Genomic DNA, 17,235 nt, shown 5'->3' on the forward strand with positions numbered 1-17,235 from the left:
ATATGCATTTTAACCGAAGAGATAAAGACGACGAATTCTTACTGAATTTATATAAAAAGCTGCTTTATCCCCGGATGGTGGAAGATAAAATGCTTAAATTACTACGGCAGGGACGTATAGGCAAATGGTTTTCAGGTATTGGACAGGAAGCCATTGCTGTTGGCAGTACAGTGGCTATGCAGCCTGAGGAATATATATTACCCATGCACCGCAATTTAGGCGTTTTTACCTCGCGTGATATTCCGCTAAAGAAATTAATGGCCCAATGGCAGGGCAAGTTGACCGGCTTTACCAAAGGCCGAGACCGCTCCTTTCATTTTGGCACACAAGATTATAAAATTATCGGGATGATTTCCCATCTGGGTCCGCAAATGGCGCTTGCCGACGGCATTGCCCTGGCTGATTTATTGGCCAATAAACAGCGTGCTACCCTGGTTTATACGGGTGAAGGTGCCACCAGTGAAGGCGATTTTCATGAAGCCGTAAATGTGGCGGCAGTCTGGGGCCTTCCGGTAATCTTTCTAATCGAGAATAACGGTTATGGACTGTCAACCCCAACAGCAGAGCAATACAGATGCAAAAATTTGGTTGATAAAGCGATTGGTTACGGCATCGAAGGACGGCAAATTGATGGCAACAACATTCTTGAAGTTTACGATACCATCAATCAGCTGGCCATGGAAATCAGAAAAGATCCCAGACCTGTTTTAGTTGAATGCATGACTTTCAGGATGCGTGGCCACGAAGAAGCATCAGGCACCAAATATGTTCCGCAAGAACTTTTTGATCAATGGGAGAAGAAAGATCCTTTAAATAATTACGAACGATATTTGACAGAGCAAGGTATTTTAAATGCAGATGCTGCAAAGGCTATTAAAGCTGAAATTAAGTCGGGTATTGAATTAGAAATTGAAGAAGCTTTTGACGAACCCGAACCAAATGCAGACGTCAAACAGGAAGAAGCAGACATGTACTTCCCTTATAAGCAGGAAGTTATCGAACCTCAACAGTCTGCTACTGAAAAACGATATCTGGATGCAATTAGCGATGCACTCGATCTCGCGATGCAAAAATACCCTAATCTGATTTTAATGGGACAAGATATTGCAGATTATGGCGGGGCTTTTAAAATTACAGATGGCTTTACAGCTAGATATGGTAAAGCCAGGGTTCGCAATACGCCTATTTGCGAATCGGCCATTGTTGGTGCGGGTTTGGGTCTGTCTATAAATGGTTATAAAGCCGTCGTAGAAATGCAGTTTGCCGATTTTGTAAGCGTTGGCTTTAACCAGATTGTAAACAATTTGGCCAAAACGCATTATCGCTGGGGGGAAAAAGCAGATGTGGTGATACGCATGCCTACTGGCGCTGGGACGGGAGCCGGACCTTTCCATTCTCAGAGCAACGAAGCCTGGTTTACCAAAACACCGGGTTTGAAAATAGTTTACCCCGCATTTCCGGAAGATGCAAAAGGATTGCTATTGGCCGCAATTGAAGATCCGAATCCGGTGATGTATTTCGAACATAAATATTTATACCGAAGTTTAACGGCGCCCGTTCCGGAGGGTTATTATACCACGGAAATTGGTAAAGCAGTTACATTGAAAACAGGGAGTAAGTTTACCATCATCACGTATGGTTTGGGCGTCCATTGGGCGCTGGATTACTTTAAAAATAACCCCGAAAGTGATTTCACATTAATTGATTTGAGAACCTTACAGCCCTGGGATCAGGAATCGGTTCGTGAAGCGGTAAAAGCAACTGGCAGGGTATTAATCTTGCACGAAGATACGCTGACCAACGGTTTCGGCGCTGAGATTTCGGCTTGGATTGGAGAGCATCTTTTTCATTATCTGGATGCTCCTGTAATGCGTTGTGCAAGTTTAGATACCGCTATTCCGATGAGCAAAGTACTGGAAGATGATTTTTTAGCTAAAGCCAGGCTGGCAACAACTATTGATAAATTATTAAAATACTAAGTCCTATTGTCATGCTGAATTTATTTCGGTATCTCTGACTAAGACCCTGAAATGAATCCAATAGTTTTCGGATTCGGGTGATGATGATTAAACATTAAAAACAAATGAGCACATTCAAAGTCGAAGGAAACATTGTCAATATCACAAAGCGAAATATTTTCTTTGGCGAAATAACGGTTGAGGCCGGAAAAATTAAATCGATTACCAGAATTTCGGAAGAACGCCCAGGCAGTACCTTCATTACTCCGGGTTTTATCGACAGCCATGTTCACATCGAAAGCAGCATGCTCATTCCGAGCGAATTTGCCCGTTTGGCTGTGGTACATGGTACCGTGGCTACCATCAGTGATCCGCATGAAATTGCCAATGTTTGCGGCATGGAAGGTGTTGAATTTATGATTGAAAACGGTAATACCGTACCGTTTAAATTCAATTTCGGTGCACCAAGCTGCGTACCGGCTACTACCTTTGAAACTGCAGGTGCCGAGTTAAACCACACCGATGTTAAAGCGCTTTTGGAACGCCCGGAGATTAAATACCTCAGTGAAATGATGAATTTTCCGGGCGTGCTGTATCAAGATAAAGAAGTTATAAAAAAGATTGCTGCTGCACACCAGCTTGGTAAACCTGTTGACGGGCACGCACCAGGCTTACGCGGCGATGCGGTCCAAAAATATATTGATGCAGGTATTTCTACCGATCACGAATGTTTTACTGCTGAAGAAGCACAGGATAAACTGCAGCGTGGCATGAAGATATTGATCCGTGAAGGCAGTGCCGCCAAAAATTTTGAGGCATTAGTTCATTTACTTCACGACTGGCCCGAAATGATGATGTTCTGCAGTGATGATAAACACCCAGATAGTTTAGTCGAAAGCCACATCAACGGAATTTGTGCCAGAGCCGTAGCTAAAGGAGTCGATGTTTTTAAGGTACTTCGCGCAGCTTGCATCAACCCGATTTTGCATTACAAACTGGACGTAGGTACTTTACAGGTAAATGATGATGCCGATTTTATTGTAATGGAAGATCTTGTTAATTTTAAGGTAAAACAAACCTATATAAATGGTCTTCTAACAGCAGAAAATGGTAAAATGGCAGGCAATTGGATCAACCATGTACCCGGCAAAGAATCGATTAATCATTTTGATTGCAGCACTAAAAAAGAAGAAGACTTCATTTTTAAGTACGCAGATCAGCAAGAAATTCCAGTGATTGAAGCCCTAGATGGCCAGTTGATTACCAATAAAATACAGGCAAAACCAAAGGTCGAAAATGGTAATATTGTTAGTGATGTAGCCAATGACATCCTCAAAATGGTGGTGGTTAACCGCTATCATGATGCGCCCATTGCCGTTTCCTTTGTTAAAAACTTTGGTTTAAAAAAGGGGGCAATTGCCTCTAGTGTGGCGCATGATAGTCATAACATTATTGCCGTTGGGGTTGATGATAGCAGTATCTGTACTGCTGTAAACCTGGTCATTAAAGAAACCGGTGGTGTGGTAGCTTTAGGCCATGGAAAAGAAGAAGTGTTGCCGCTGCCGGTTGGCGGCTTAATGAGTAACCATAATGGTTACGAGGTTGCTAAATGCTATACCGCTATCGATCAGTTTGCAAAAGATTTGGGTTCAACTCTTCTTGCTCCTTTTATGACACTTTCTTTTATGGCACTTTTGGTTATTCCACATTTGAAATTGAGCGATAAAGGGTTATTTGACGGGGATGAGTTTAAGTTTGTGTAATGATGTACCCTTAATTTCTTAGGATCTTAACAGTTAGTTGAAGATACCGAGACACCCTTACGGGCGGCCGCTGGATTTCGGCAGGAGGCTAGTTGATAAATTATTCCAACAAAAACACTTCAGCAAGCGGATTAAACAGGTAAACCCGTTTATCATCTAAACAAACACAACGATAACGTTTTCTGATCCGTTCGCCTTTGGTAAAACGCCGTCCGTCTTTGATTTTAAAGGTGGCATTGATTGGCAGTTGCTCTACGTGCAAGGTTTCGGTTGTATTGCTATCGTATTTTTTTAAGGCCCGCGATAAATGTAAGTCAGAACAGCTTGAAGCGGCTGGGTTAGACATATAGTTATCTATCGCCTGATGGATATCCTGAGGAAAAATATTCATATCAAAAAAAGGAACCATCATCCTTTGAAAGTTTTTTTTCCATTCGGTTCCGTGTGGCTTTACCTTATTCCTAAAATCATTCCAGGTTAATAAATGGGCAAATTCGTGTACTGTGGTTACCAGGAAAGCATAATGATTGAGGTTAAAATTAACTGAAATGCGATGGCCTTTACCGCGGAAAGGATGGCGATAATCACCTAGTTTGGTAGAACGTGTTTTAGCGATTTTAAACTCGCATTGAAAATAATCAATCCATTTGGCAATTAGCGGTGCCGCTGGTTCTGGCATGTATTGCGCTAAAACTTTAACCTTTTCCACGAATGCTAAGATAAATATTTTTAAATTTTAACCAGAAAAGGCTTAAAGTTTTATAATGAAAAAACAGATTTTACTCACAATTTTTAACCACAGAGCAGACGTAGTTTACATTAAAAAACAGCAATTATTTTAATAAACATTAACAATACGCTTTTAGATTGTTTGAGAGAGATTTAATAATGGTCGTCCTTTAGATTTGTTTTGAATATTTTATTAAGGAGAAGAAATTTCTACTTTGGAAAAAAAATATAATTCAGATTACCTAAAACGGTAGCGGCACATTAAAAGTTCGTCAAGGTTTTTATGCCTATGAGATGATGCAATCCGCTACCGTTTTTTCCCTTAGTGACCAGATAACAATTAGGGTATTCCCCATTATTAAGGACTAGGATCGATGGGGTAAAATTTAGGTAATCTTTACAAACATAAAAAATAACAGGATGATTGCCACTACAAAATTTTTTATCGGTATCGATGTTTCCAAACCGCACTTTGATGTTGCAATGATGGCTGTTTTGAACCATGTGAAACAGGAGATAACAACCGCACGGTTTGATAATACAGCTCCCGGCATAAAGCTGTTCGAGAAGTGGTTGAAATCGCAGAAAACCACATTTAATTCGGGCTCCTTGGTCGTTATGGAAAATACCGGGATTTATCACCGTTTGATATGGAGTTTCTGCAGCAGGATAAACCTGCCCATCCATATTGGCAATGCAGCCCCACATTAAATGGAGTTTCGGGATAGCCAGGGGGAAGAATGATAAGATAGACAGTATACGTTTATGCAACTATGCATTCAAGGAAGCGGATGAACTAAAGGCTACGGCTGGGCTTGATCCCGAACTGATGCTGCTAAAAGACCTGGTATCAGCGAGGACCAAATTGCTCAGGCAGAAGGCTGGTATCAGTGTATCGGTAAAAGAACTTGGCAATGTCAATGGAAAAGAGCATCAGAAACTGATTGAGAAAGCACTTAAAAGTGCAATTGAAGGTATTGCCAGATCAATCAGGGATGTTGAAGAACAGATCAAAAAAATTATCACGGGAAACCGGGATTTCAAGCAGAGCTATAAACTATTGATGAGTATCTCTGGAATAGGCCATGTTACAGCGGTATACCTAATCGGCTGTACGGGAAATTTTGCAGGCCGGCCGAGCGGTAAGGAACTGGCCTGTTACGCAGGAGTTGCACCATTTGAACAGACCAGCGGCATAAGCATCAAAGGCAAGCCAAAGGTTCACCGGATGGCCAATAAAGAGCTTAAAAGGCTATTGCACATGTGTGCATTATCCTTAATTCAGCACAATCAGAAATTCAAAGCGTACTATAATAGAAAAAAGGATGAAGGGAAGCATAGTATGAGCATAATTAATGCCATTAAAAACAAAATAGCATTAAGAATTGCTGCAGTTATAAAAAATCAAACCAGCTATAAAAATAATTATAATATAGCTGCTTAAAACTTGTTTTTATCATAACAATCATCTCGACTGGAACGCAGTGGAATGCCTGCCCGTACAGGCGGGGAGAGATCTATCTCAAGATAGATTTCTCGACTTCGTTGTACTCCGCTCGAAATGACGGCACTGTCTTTAACATCAGATCTTAGACCTAATCATCTAAACAAAACTACTCCTCTGATGGAAACAACGACGCCAGCACCATTTTGATCTCGCCGAAAGAATAATCTTTACCTAAAAACTCCCTGATGGTCGACATCGATTTTGTTTTCTGGCTTTCTACAGCGTCTGTAATATTCCTGATTTTATTGGGTTTAACCAGCTTTGTAACATCCAGTTGCTGCGTAGAAATATAATAAGCCAAATGGCCTTCAATGGTGCCGATAGACAGCCCCCGCTCCTTTGCAATTTCATCTAATGTTTTGCCGGCGTTATACCATTCAAAACTGATCAGTTTGGTATCAGGCTTTGGCTCTTTCTTTTTCTTTTCTGTTGCAGTTCTTACCTTTAGTGCCATACCTTTGAGGGTGATTGCCTTTTTCAATTGTGCTTCCCTCTCAACAGTGTTTAAAAGTGCATCGGTATCGGCCTTGCTAAACTCTTTGCCATCAATAATGGCTTCGAGCAACGCCTTACTTTTGTGGATTTTCTTTAACTGTTCATAAATCAAGATCTCCAGTTCAAGCAGTTCGGTCAGGTAAGTTTTAACCTGCTTTTCTTCCTTTATCGTTTCAATTTGTGCTAAAAATTTATCCGATACCTCTTTAATCAACGGGCTGAAATATTTGACCGCAGCCTGTACCCGCTTGGATACATTGAACAAAGTATGTTCGGTTTGTTGGGCAAACAAATTTTTAAGCTGATTGATAAAAGAATCGGCGGTTGCTGTAATTTTCTGGAAATCCTTATACAGATCCATTGTCCAGTCATCATAGCGTTGCTTGGTTGATTTAGCCTCACTTTTATCAAAAGTTTGCATGTGTTCCTTAAAATAATAGCGCACCATATTGAGATCAAAAGCCGATAGCAGATAGGTCTTGATAAAATCATAACTTTCGGCACTGATCTGCTGGTTGAGCGCTTCAGCAGGCTGCTTGGTTTTAGAAAAGTAATGGATGTTCTGGTCTTGCTGCAAACCACTTTCGCGCAGATGTGAGGTTAATACCAAACCATTAAGCGAGCGCAAACGCGAAAGTGCGACATAAGCCTGTCCGGGAGCGAAAGCATCTCCAATATCGATAATGGCTTTGTCGAAGGTTAAACCCTGACTTTTATGTACCGTAATGGCCCAGGCCAGTTTAATTGGATATTGCACAAAAGAACCGGCTACATTCTCTTCAATTTCATTTGTGGCTTCGTTCAGTTTATATTTTACGTTCTCCCAGGTATAAGGCGAAATCTGGATCACCGTTTTATCTTCAGGCAGTTCAATTTCCACCACACCTTTTTCAATATGGTGCACCACACCTATTTTACCATTATAATAACGTTTTTCGGCAGTCATATCGTTTTTAATAAACATAATCTGCGCACCAACCTTTAACTCCAGACTTTTTTCGTTGGGATAAGCGTATTCGTTAAATTCGCCGCTTACCTTAGCCTCAAAAAAGTACGATTTGGTTTTAAGCTGCATTAATCTTTCACGGTTAATGCTATCGGCCTTATGGTTATGTGTAGTTAAAGTGATGTAATTTTCATCAGCCGCAGGTTTAAAATCCCGGATAAAATGCTGTTGCAATAGTGCCGTATCCGCTGGCGTAATCTGGTTGTTCCGCAGGTTATTCAACAGGTCAATAAAAACAGCATCATCCTGGCGGTAAATTTTATCCAGCTCGATGTAAACCGGTGGATTATTCTGTAGTGCAAGTGCATCAAAAAAATAAATGCTTTTATAAAATCCGGCCATTACCCGCCATTCGTCGTTTTTAACCACGGGCGGCAACTGATGCAAATCGCCAATAAATAAAAGCTGTACACCTCCGAAAGGTACATTTTTACTCCTCCTGATGTAGCGTAGTGCGAAATCAATGGCATCCAGCATATCTGCCCGCAGCATACTTACCTCATCAATCACCAATAGTTCCAACTCCTGAATCAGGCGCCTTTTATTGCCCTGCATGTTTAAATGCTTGGCCAGCGTACGAGGCGTATTAAAGTTAAAGCTAATCTGCTGGTTGATGATATTTCCAGCCGCATCAGGGAAAAAAGCACCAAAAGGCAGCTGAAAAAGGGAATGTATGGTAACACCGGCAGCATTAATGGCCGCTATGCCTGTTGGTGCGCAAATAATCGCCTTTTTATGCGTAAGCTGAATCAGTTTCCGTAAAAAGGTCGTTTTACCTGTTCCCGCTTTTCCTGTTAAAAAAACGTGTTTAGAGGTATAATTCACAAATTTAGCCGCGATCTCAGCGGGCATAGAAGTTTCTTCTAATGTAGGCATCTGCAATAAAATTTTAGTTTGCTAAACAGGGAGGATAAATAAAGCTAAACATTTTAGCACAAAACTAAAGAATGATTAATGAGAAATTTTAATTTTAGGCTGATATTTTTAGTCTAGATCTTTAATTAATCCATTGTTTCTTAATTGGCGAATTCAAAAACCTTAATAGAATTACTACAGAATCTGCATAAACCTGACAGGAAACGGCAGCCTCCGATTTCTTCAATCGGAGCTATAGTGGATGGCAGGACTGTAATAACGGCAGTACCACTGTAAGTGCTTTTCAAATTTTTGCCCATACATAAAGCTATCAAACACAAAACAGTACAACAACCTAACAATTAATGATAAAGCTTTTTCTTATCTTTGCAGCCTGATGAAACAACAATATTCAAATCTTATCGCTGTTAAATTCCTTTAACAAGGTTTCATTATCTTTTATATCCAAAATTTTATTATGCTTAACCCTGAAATAGAAAAACGTAAAACCTTTGCCATTATTAGCCACCCCGATGCAGGAAAAACCACACTTACAGAAAAGTTTTTGCTCTTTGGCGGTGCCATCAATACGGCTGGTGCGGTAAAAAGAAACAAGGCCAACCAAAGCAATACTTCAGATTTTATGGAGATTGAAAAGCAGCGTGGGATCTCTGTTGCTACCTCGGTAATGGGTTTCGAATACAGTGGTAAACGTATCAACATCCTGGATACACCTGGTCACAAAGACTTTGCTGAAGATACTTACCGTACGCTATCTGCTGTTGATAGTGTGATTTTGGTGGTCGACTGTGTAAAGGGAGTGGAGGAACAGACCGAGAAGCTCATGTCTGTATGCCGAATGCGGAATACGCCTGTAATTATCTTCATCAACAAAATGGACCGGGAAGGTAAGGAAGCTTACGATTTATTGGATGAAATTGAAGAAAAACTAAACATCAGCCTTTGTCCGCTTTCATGGCCGATTGGACAGGGACATACTTTTAAAGGCGTTTATAGCATATATAATAAACATCTAAATTTATTCAATTCTGATAAAACCAAGGTAACAGATTCGGTTATTGCCGTTAATGACCTGAATGATCACTCGCTGCTGGATTACCTGAAAGAAAGCGAGATCAATACTTTAAAAGATGATGTTGAGCTGGTTGACGGTATTTATGGCAAGATTGATAAAGATTTATATACCGATGGTTTGGTAGCGCCTGTTTTTTTTGGAAGTGCGATCAATAATTTCGGAATTAAAGAGTTGCTCGATACTTTTATCGATATCGCGCCTAGTCCGAAACACCGGGAGGCTGAAGAGCGTGACGTATTGGTAGAAGAAAAAAACTTCAGTGGTTTTGTATTTAAAATTCACGCTAACTTAGATCCTAAACATCGTGACCGGATTGCCTTTTTGAGGATTTGCTCCGGCAAATTTGAACGCAATAAATTTTATTACCACACCCGTCAGGATAAAAAACTAAAATTCTCTAATCCGATGGATTTTATGGCCAACGAAAAAAGCATTGTGGAAGAAGCCTGGCCAGGTGATGTGGTTGGTTTGTACGATAGTGGTAATTTTAAGATTGGCGATACTTTAACCGAAGGTGAAAAACTGCAATTCAAAGGAATCCCGAGTTTTTCTCCGTCTATTTTTAAAGAGGTAGAAAACATGGATCCGATGCGTACCAAGCAATTGGAAAAAGGTATTGAGCAGTTAACAGACGAAGGGGTGGCGCAGTTATTTGTGATGCAGCCCGGCAACCGGAAAGTAATTGGTGCGGTAGGCGAGCTTCAGTTTGAGGTGATCAATTTCCGTTTAGAACATGAATATGGCGCAAAATGCCGTTTCCGCACGCTAAGTTATACCCGTTCGAGCTGGGTAACTTCAGCAGATAAAAAGAAACTGGACGAATTTGTAAAACGCAAGCAACAACACATCGGCTTTGATAAAGAGGCGAACCCTGTTTACCTGGCTGATAGTGAATATATGATCAATCTAACCAAACAGGATTATCCTGATATTGATTTCCATAAGACGAGCGAGTTTAAGAGCTAGTCCTCGTTGGGAGTCAATATATAGGCCGTCATTTCGAGCGAAGTAAAACGAAGTCGAGAAATCTATCTTTATAGATTTCTCCGTTCCGCCACCGATGAAAAACCGGCTGGCTTCAGTCGAAATGACGATCCTTCTACGCAGCCCGTCAATGATAACCTGTCGAAGGCCCTACCTTAAAACTGCTTGAGGCGTTTCGACAGGCTCAACGTGACAAACTATTATGTTGTTATTCCCTACTCAAATTCCAGATCTTTAAACGGCTTAAAGTACTTTTTCCGTCTTTTGAAAACACCGTAATTCCGGTTGCCTTTTCATCAGGAAAAATCATAGTCGAAATCACCTTTTCACCACCATTACCAAAAACTTCAAGCGATGATTGATCAATCAGGATCTGAATGTTCACTTTAGTCCCAACAGGATTTATTTTAGCGGTTTGAATGATGTTCTTATCGTTTTTAATGCCTCTTTCAGAACGCGAGCAATCTACATACAATTCATTTCTATCCGCCTCATAACCCACTTCAATCTCTTTAATCACTTTTCCCTGCCCATCCTTTAATTGAGCCAGCTTAAAGCCCGCATTTTTAACCTCATGCAGATCAAACTCTGCTTCAATCCAGTTTGCATTGGTAATTTCACCCAGTTTCAATTCGCCGTTAATAGCCAGATTCTGTTTGGATACTAGCCGGTTTTGGGCCAGTTTTTTAAGATTGCCTGCAATAACAGCACTCGGCTGCTGAAACAGTCTTACTCCATCGGGCGTAGTTTTTAAGGCTAAGTCTCTTGGAATAGACATCTGCCCTTTCCATGGAAAGGTTTCCTTACCACCCGGTTGCAACCAGCCCAAAAGGATGCGTTTATGGTTTGGTGCATTATTCCATGGAATGGCCGCATAAAATGAATCGCCATCATCTACCAGCAAAGTTAGCTCGCCATTATTCTCATTTTTAAAAGTTTTGCCGTCAAAATCACCTACAAAATACTGCATAGTGGGACCTTTTGGTCCAAAGAGTGAAATCATGAGTACCCATTTGATGTTGTTCTGATCTCCATCAACGGCCAGCGGAATGATGAAGGGGCATTCCCAACCACTGCCCTGGTTGCCCTGCTTACCAAAATCGCTCAGTATGTTCCAGTCTTTCAGGTTTTTGGAACCGTAAAACCTTACCTGATGCTCATCAACCATTGCTACCGTCATGATCCATTGTTTAGAAGCTTCATGCCACCATACATTCGGATCGCGGAAATCTTTTTTATTTAAATCGATAATCGGATTTTTCGCATAATTGGTAAAAGTTAAACCACCATCGTTACTATAGGCCATGTACTGCGATTCGTTACGTTGTTTAGGTAAATCAGCCGTATAAAAAGCCAGAATCGGTGCTTTACCCTTGCCCAAACCACTCACATTTTGTTTATCCAGAACTGCCGAACCTGAAAAAATCATGGTAGTGGTATCTTTGGTGATCTTCTCAGGGATGGCAACGGGCAGGTGTTCCCAGTTAACCAGATCTTTACTTTTTGCATGTCCCCAACTCATATGTCCCCATTTATTTTCGAACGGATTGTACTGGTAGTACAAATGGTATTCGCCATTTAGAAAAATTAATCCATTAGGATCATTAAGCCAATTGGTTGGGGCAGTAAAATGATAACTGGGCCGCCATTGCGGGGTAGCTTGCTGCGCAAATACGCCCGAAGAACAAGCCATCAGGATAGATAAGATATATTTAGTTCTGCTCATATTGGTTAGTAAGCCCTTAAAGTACAAATAAGAAACCAGATACTAAAACGTTTAACTCAATCACAATCCTCAAGACCCTGGCTCTTGTTTTTCCCCTGTTAGTTCATATTGTTTGTAGGTCTGTTCTAAACGGCGCTTAATTTTAGCAATCAGCAACCTTGGGGACCGCACTTTAACGCATTCACCAAAACCCAATATTTCGCGCTCCAGTTCATAATTCAGCACCACATCAATCCTGATCGTAGTCGTAATGGCATTTTTATTCAACACGATCTGCGAAGTATGCAAAGGTTTGGTGATGACATACGGGGCATGGTCGTTCGTAAATTCCAGAATAACTTTTTGCGGTCTGTCTCTTTCGCTCTTGGTTACCCCAATCAAATCATCATAATAGCGGTCGAAATCTACTCCTTCATAGGCAACAAAAGTTTCATTCGGCAATTCCTGAAATTCTACAATACGGTCTAAAGCCAGATTTAAAATCCCAGGCCTTTTTTTAGCCTTACAGATTAAAAACCAGCGGTTGCGGTATTCTTTTAAAAGGTATGGGTAATAAATGCCTTGCTGGGCCTGTTGCGCTTTGAACGATTTATATTCAATCAACAACGATCGTTTGTTTAAAACCGCCTGATAAAGCGGCGGAATACATTCCAGCCCCTTTACCAGCTTATTGCTTTCTAACTGGATATTGTTGCCACTCTGTTTGGTCGATTTATAAAGGTTATTTTCCAGACGGGCAATCATATCGCTCATTTCGTCGAAATAATTAAAAGCATTAAATTGCTTCAAAACCCCCACAATTTCTTTCATTTTATCTACATCAGCATGGTTAATGGGGGCCTTTGTAATACTAAAACCCGGATCTTCATAAGCATAAAACCGCTTGTCTTTTACCACTATAGGGGCATTGTAACCCAATTTATCGCTTCGCATCAGCTGAATGTCGGCCTGGATGGTGCGTTTGCTCACCCCGCTGGTTATTCCTTCCAGCTCGTAAAGCGTTTCGGCAACCTTTTCAATCAGGTCATCGAGCGTCCATTTGCGGAATCGGTTTCTCAAACAATCGTCGATGGTTTTGTAACGGATAAGGGCTAATTTATTGATGGCCATTTTATGGTTTTTAGGGTCAAAGTTAAAAATCCGGCGTTTTAGTCTATGCTAAAGATAACTATCTCTTCTCAACTACGCAATGTAATTGCGCAGTAAGTTTAAAAAGATACAAATTCTGGTGAAATTTAAATTTTATCAAACTAAATATCAAATAGTTAAATAAATTAAAACAAAATCTTGTCAACTGCGCAATTCCTCCGCGCAGTGTTGCTGGCATCTTTGTAATGTCGCCAGTCGATAATGAAGTTCTTTGAAAATATCAATAATAAAAAACTGATTTACAGCACAAATAAACTGTTTTAATAATACGCGCTCTCATGGGTACTACTCAATTTACGAATAGTACTTGATACGAAGCCCCTGTTCCGAATCTGCGGAACAGGGTTAACGGCAGCATTTAAGCAGTTTAGGTAAATCAGTACATAAAGAAATTCCGGTTAACAACCGGGATGGCAATACTACATCAAAACTGATCCCGGTTGCGGGTTTCTGTACAGCTCCAAAGTATTCGTGCAATTGCATGGAATATACTGATCAGGGTTGTGATAGTTTGTCTAAACACGTTGTGTGTCGTGGGTTCGAATCCCACTTCCGGAACAATCCGGAATAACTCAGAGGTTAGAGTAACAACCAAACATGCAGGTTCGAATCCTGCTTCCAACCATCACTTGGAATAGCTAATTGGTAAGCGTTTAGGACTCAAAATCCAAAACAAAAAAGAAGAGTAACTTTTCAAAATGCTCAAAAAAACTGCCTTGCAAAACCACATTCTGCTTAAGGGTTCATTTCTGTTCCTGACAAGCAAATTTGCTTTTTGCTTTGAAAATAAAGCGATAAATGAACTGATTTAAAAATCAAGTTATTTTAAACGTTAGGCCAAATCTCCGGATTCCGTATAACTGAAAAAATAATTTCATTCTTAAACACATCAGCATTCGATTTATTTCCGCAAATACCAGGTGAATGTGCTTTTACAAGGCTTTGTAAACAAAAAAATGAAATCATTATAAATCTTAACATCAAAAAACATGAAAAGAGTAACCATTAACACCAATGATGTTGGATTGGTGTTTAAAAAAGGAAAATTAAAAAAAGTATTAACCGCAGGAACTTACTGGTTAGGTTTTGGAGAAGAGATTACTTTGTACGATATGGGGAAAGAGTATTTTTTTACCCTTGCTGAATTGGAAGTGCTGCTCACAAACACTGCTTTTACCAGCCTGGTACATGTAGTAGATGTAGCCGATAATGAATTGGCCCTGGTTTACCGGAACGGAAATTTCAAAAGTGTTTTAACTGCAGGCAAACATGCCGTTTGGAAGGGTTTGTCTACATATCACTTTGTCAAAGTTGATTTGAGTAATACCAACATTGATGAGACGGTGGATAAAAATTTATTGGAAAAAGCTCCATTGTTAAATTATATCAGGGCTTATAAAGTGGAATCATTTGAAAAAGCCTTGCTATTTACAGACGGCAAATTTGAAAGGGTAATGGAAGCAGGAAATTATTTTTACTGGAAAAATGCCACAACGATTCAAGTTTTAAAAACCGATATGAGGCAATTGAATATGGAGATTACCGGACAAGAAATCTTGACTAAGGACAAAGCACAATTGAGGGTAAACTTCAGCATTCAATATAAAGTTGATGATATCATCAAAGCTCTATTGGAAAATAAAGATTTTGATAAGCAATTGTACATTACGATGCAATTGGCCTTAAGAGAATCAATTGGCTTAATGACTTTTGATGAACTGATGGAAAGTAAAGAGAGAATTGCCACACAAGTAGTGGATTTAACCTTGGCTAAAGCAGCCGATTTGGGTGTAATATTAATCACCTGCGGGGTTAAAGATATTATTTTGCCAGGTGATGTGAAAGAGATCATGAATCAGGTTTTAATTGCCGAAAAAAGGGCACAAGCCAATATCATTACCAGGAGAGAGGAAACGGCCTCGACCAGAAGTTTATTGAATACTGCCAAATTGATGGAAGACAATAACATGTTATATAAATTGAAAGAGATGGAGTATGTGGAGAAAATCGCAGAGAAAATCAATAACATCAGCTTATCGGGCAGTGGACAAATTGTGGATCAATTGAAGCAAATCTTCGTAAAATAAATTAAATTTAGAAGCCCCTCGGCCAGGTGAATGTTGCCTGCCGGGGATTAATTAAAAATGAATGAAAACCACCATCATAAACAAACTTGCTGAAATAGAACGGTCAAATGAGATCAAGATGTTATTCGCCTGCGAATCAGGAAGCCGCGGATGGGAATTTCCATCACCAGACAGCGATTTTGACGTTCGGTTTATTTATGTACGCCCGATTAACCACTATCTTTCCGTTTCGGACAAAGATGATCAGTTGGGTTTTCCGATCAACGATGAACTTGATATTTACGGTTGGGATTTAAAAAAGGTGCTGAAACTAATCCGAAAATCGAATACTACACCTTTCGAGTGGCTACAATCGCCCATTGTGTATAGAGAACAAGATCATTTCAGAAATGAATTATGGACATTATGCCAGTCGTATTTTAATAAAAAAACAAATATCAACCACTATTTAGGAATAGCACATAGCGCATTGGAAACGATAATCAATGGCAACGAAATCAAGATTAAAAAGCTTTTTTACGTACTCCGCCCTTTGCTTTCTGCAAAGTGGTGTTTAGAGAAAAATGCAATTGCACCTATGACAATCGGACCACTCTTAACCCTAATGCCAGAACATCTTCAACTTTTGGTTAAAGATCTGATTGCATTAAAATCTAATTCTGCTGAGGCTTTTATCATCAAAATAGAACCTGATTTACTTAGGTATATAGATGATGAATTTAAAAACTGTGCTGAAAAGACTAAAGATATCCAAAACGAAAGTTTTGAAACCGAAATGCTTGACCGCTTTTTCAGACATACGATAAGCTATTATGACAATTAAAGATTTGAAAGATCAAAACCTGCTTTTATTCGAGTGTTTAAGTGGCAGTAAAGCTTACGGATTGGATACGCCGCAGTCGGATACTGATATTAAAGGGATATATTATATGCCAAAAGATATGTTCTTTGGCCTGAGGTATATCCCGCAAATCAGCAACGAGAGCAATGATGAGGTTTATTATGAAATTGGTCGTTTTGTAGAACTACTAATAAAGAATAACCCGAATATCCTGGAGATTTTAGCAACACCTGAAGACTGCATTTTGTATAAGCATCCGGTAATGAAGAAATTAAATATTACGATGTTCTTATCTAAATTATGTAAAGATACATTTGGCGGATATGCTTTAACCCAGATCAGAAAGGCAAAAGGATTAAATAAAAAAATATTAAATCCAATGCCTAAAACCCGGAAAACAGTATTGGATTTTTGCTTTATCACAGTAAACTACTCATCCGTAAGAGCGAAAACCTGGTTTACAAAAAACAGCATTTCGCAAGCGGATTGTGGATTGTCAAAAATTCCCAATGTTAAAGAACTTTATGCCTTGTTTCATGATGCGGAGAAGAAATTGCATTATAAAGGCATTGCGAACAAAGAAGCGGCAAATGATGTTTCTGTCTCCTCAATTCCTGCAGGAGAACATGAGATTGCCTATTTATTCTTCAATAAAGATAGCTATTCGCCTTATTGCAAGGAATATAATGAATATTGCGAATGGGTAGAAAAACGAAATGAGGATCGGTATAATTTAAATAAAAACCATGGTAAGGATTATGATGCGAAAAACATGATGCATACCATCAGACTGTTACAAGTGGCACTTGAAATTGTTCGCGATGGAGAGTTAAATGTAAAAAGGCAAAACCGTGACGAGTTGCTCATGATTAAGAGAGGGGAACTCGATTACGATAATGTATTAAAAAAAGCAGAAGTTCTGATGGAAAAAATTGAACAGGAAACGGTTAAAAGTAAGCTTATGGATAAACCAGATGCAAGCCTGATAGAATCTTTACTTGTTGAGATGAGAACAGAACTCTATGCTATTAAAAAATAA

General features: G+C 39.7%; 12 protein-coding genes and 1 tRNA gene. 9 read left to right on the forward strand and 4 right to left on the reverse strand.

Annotation, left to right across the window (positions count from 1 at the left end; genetic code table 11):
• Nucleotides 1–2: 2 nt before the first annotated feature.
• Nucleotides 3–1,979, forward strand: a complete 1,977-nt coding sequence (locus tag ACK1I8_RS16145; protein ID WP_412466345.1) for a thiamine pyrophosphate-dependent enzyme — start codon at nucleotides 3–5, stop codon at nucleotides 1,977–1,979.
• Nucleotides 1,980–2,083: 104 nt separating this feature from the next.
• Entirely contained in the window at nucleotides 2,084–3,721 is a 1,638-nt protein-coding gene (gene ade, locus ACK1I8_RS16150; protein WP_412466346.1) for an adenine deaminase, read from the forward strand.
• Nucleotides 3,722–3,821: 100 nt separating this feature from the next.
• Here the strand turns inward: ade and ACK1I8_RS16155 are convergent, their stop codons facing one another.
• Nucleotides 3,822–4,430, reverse strand: a complete 609-nt coding sequence (locus tag ACK1I8_RS16155; protein WP_412466347.1) for a SprT-like domain-containing protein — start codon at nucleotides 4,428–4,430, stop codon at nucleotides 3,822–3,824.
• Nucleotides 4,431–4,870: 440 nt separating this feature from the next.
• On the opposite strand from ACK1I8_RS16155, the gene ACK1I8_RS16160 reads away from it, so the two are divergent.
• Both ACK1I8_RS16160 and ACK1I8_RS16165 read left to right on the forward strand, forming a co-directional pair.
• A complete protein-coding gene (locus ACK1I8_RS16160) occupies nucleotides 4,871–5,161 on the forward strand; it encodes an IS110 family transposase (protein ID WP_412466348.1) in 291 nt (96 codons plus the stop codon).
• Nucleotides 5,145–5,894, forward strand: coding sequence for an IS110 family transposase (locus tag ACK1I8_RS16165; RefSeq protein WP_412466349.1), 750 nt, complete (start codon nucleotides 5,145–5,147; stop codon nucleotides 5,892–5,894). Before ACK1I8_RS16160 ends, ACK1I8_RS16165 begins: the two co-directional genes overlap by 17 nt.
• 169 nt (nucleotides 5,895–6,063) lie before the next feature.
• Here ACK1I8_RS16165 and ACK1I8_RS16170 read toward each other — a convergent pair whose 3' ends face one another.
• Nucleotides 6,064–8,334: a helix-turn-helix domain-containing protein gene (locus ACK1I8_RS16170; protein WP_412466350.1), complete on the reverse strand. Its 2,271-nt coding sequence runs from the start codon at nucleotides 8,332–8,334 to the stop codon at nucleotides 6,064–6,066.
• Between the two features lie 457 nt (nucleotides 8,335–8,791).
• Between ACK1I8_RS16170 and ACK1I8_RS16175 the strand changes: the two genes are divergently transcribed.
• Nucleotides 8,792–10,375 (forward strand): peptide chain release factor 3, encoded by a 1,584-nt coding sequence (locus ACK1I8_RS16175; protein ID WP_412466351.1) that lies wholly within the window; start codon nucleotides 8,792–8,794, stop codon nucleotides 10,373–10,375.
• A gap of 226 nt (nucleotides 10,376–10,601) precedes the next feature.
• Here ACK1I8_RS16175 and ACK1I8_RS16180 read toward each other — a convergent pair whose 3' ends face one another.
• Both ACK1I8_RS16180 and ACK1I8_RS16185 read right to left on the reverse strand, forming a co-directional pair.
• The gene (locus ACK1I8_RS16180; protein ID WP_412466352.1) at nucleotides 10,602–12,119 is read right to left on the reverse strand and encodes a glycoside hydrolase family 32 protein; all 1,518 of its coding nucleotides are present in this window, start codon (nucleotides 12,117–12,119) and stop codon (nucleotides 10,602–10,604) included.
• A gap of 69 nt (nucleotides 12,120–12,188) precedes the next feature.
• Nucleotides 12,189–13,229 carry a helix-turn-helix transcriptional regulator gene (locus ACK1I8_RS16185; protein WP_412466353.1) on the reverse strand — a complete coding sequence of 347 codons (1,041 nt, stop codon included), beginning with the start codon at nucleotides 13,227–13,229 and terminating at the stop codon, nucleotides 12,189–12,191.
• 602 nt (nucleotides 13,230–13,831) lie between these two features.
• Here ACK1I8_RS16185 and ACK1I8_RS16190 point away from each other — a divergent pair.
• The 4 genes from ACK1I8_RS16190 (at nucleotide 13,832) to ACK1I8_RS16205 (ending at nucleotide 17,235) form a co-directional block, all read left to right on the forward strand.
• A tRNA-OTHER gene (locus ACK1I8_RS16190) sits at nucleotides 13,832–13,893 on the forward strand.
• Nucleotides 13,894–14,257: 364 nt separating this feature from the next.
• Nucleotides 14,258–15,355, forward strand: a complete 1,098-nt coding sequence (locus tag ACK1I8_RS16195; RefSeq protein WP_412466354.1) for a slipin family protein — start codon at nucleotides 14,258–14,260, stop codon at nucleotides 15,353–15,355.
• A gap of 61 nt (nucleotides 15,356–15,416) precedes the next feature.
• The gene (locus ACK1I8_RS16200) at nucleotides 15,417–16,178 is read left to right on the forward strand and encodes a DNA polymerase beta superfamily protein (RefSeq protein WP_412466355.1); all 762 of its coding nucleotides are present in this window, start codon (nucleotides 15,417–15,419) and stop codon (nucleotides 16,176–16,178) included.
• Complete coding sequence (locus ACK1I8_RS16205; RefSeq protein WP_412466356.1) at nucleotides 16,168–17,235, forward strand: DNA polymerase beta superfamily protein; 1,068 nt, start codon at nucleotides 16,168–16,170, stop codon at nucleotides 17,233–17,235. The genes ACK1I8_RS16200 and ACK1I8_RS16205 overlap by 11 nt, the downstream gene beginning before the upstream one ends.

This window comes from Pedobacter sp. KLB.chiD, from assembly GCF_047040275.1.
Lineage (GTDB): Bacteria > Bacteroidota > Bacteroidia > Sphingobacteriales > Sphingobacteriaceae > Pedobacter.

Bases quoted from the DNA above. Each gene is read 5' to 3' on its own strand.
- ACK1I8_RS16145 (WP_412466345.1), top strand. From the start codon at position 3: ATGCATTTTAACCGAAGAGATAAAGACGACGAATTCTTACTGAATTTA.
- ade (WP_412466346.1), top strand. From the start codon at position 2,084: ATGAGCACATTCAAAGTCGAAGGAAACATTGTCAATATCACAAAGCGA.
- ACK1I8_RS16160 (WP_412466348.1), top strand. From the start codon at position 4,871: ATGATTGCCACTACAAAATTTTTTATCGGTATCGATGTTTCCAAACCG.
- ACK1I8_RS16165 (WP_412466349.1), top strand. From the start codon at position 5,145: ATGCAGCCCCACATTAAATGGAGTTTCGGGATAGCCAGGGGGAAGAAT.
- ACK1I8_RS16170 (WP_412466350.1), bottom strand. From the start codon at position 8,334: ATGCCTACATTAGAAGAAACTTCTATGCCCGCTGAGATCGCGGCTAAA.
- ACK1I8_RS16175 (WP_412466351.1), top strand. From the start codon at position 8,792: ATGCTTAACCCTGAAATAGAAAAACGTAAAACCTTTGCCATTATTAGC.
- ACK1I8_RS16180 (WP_412466352.1), bottom strand. From the start codon at position 12,119: ATGAGCAGAACTAAATATATCTTATCTATCCTGATGGCTTGTTCTTCG.
- ACK1I8_RS16185 (WP_412466353.1), bottom strand. From the start codon at position 13,229: ATGGCCATCAATAAATTAGCCCTTATCCGTTACAAAACCATCGACGAT.
- ACK1I8_RS16195 (WP_412466354.1), top strand. From the start codon at position 14,258: ATGAAAAGAGTAACCATTAACACCAATGATGTTGGATTGGTGTTTAAA.
- ACK1I8_RS16200 (WP_412466355.1), top strand. From the start codon at position 15,417: ATGAAAACCACCATCATAAACAAACTTGCTGAAATAGAACGGTCAAAT.
- ACK1I8_RS16205 (WP_412466356.1), top strand. From the start codon at position 16,168: ATGACAATTAAAGATTTGAAAGATCAAAACCTGCTTTTATTCGAGTGT.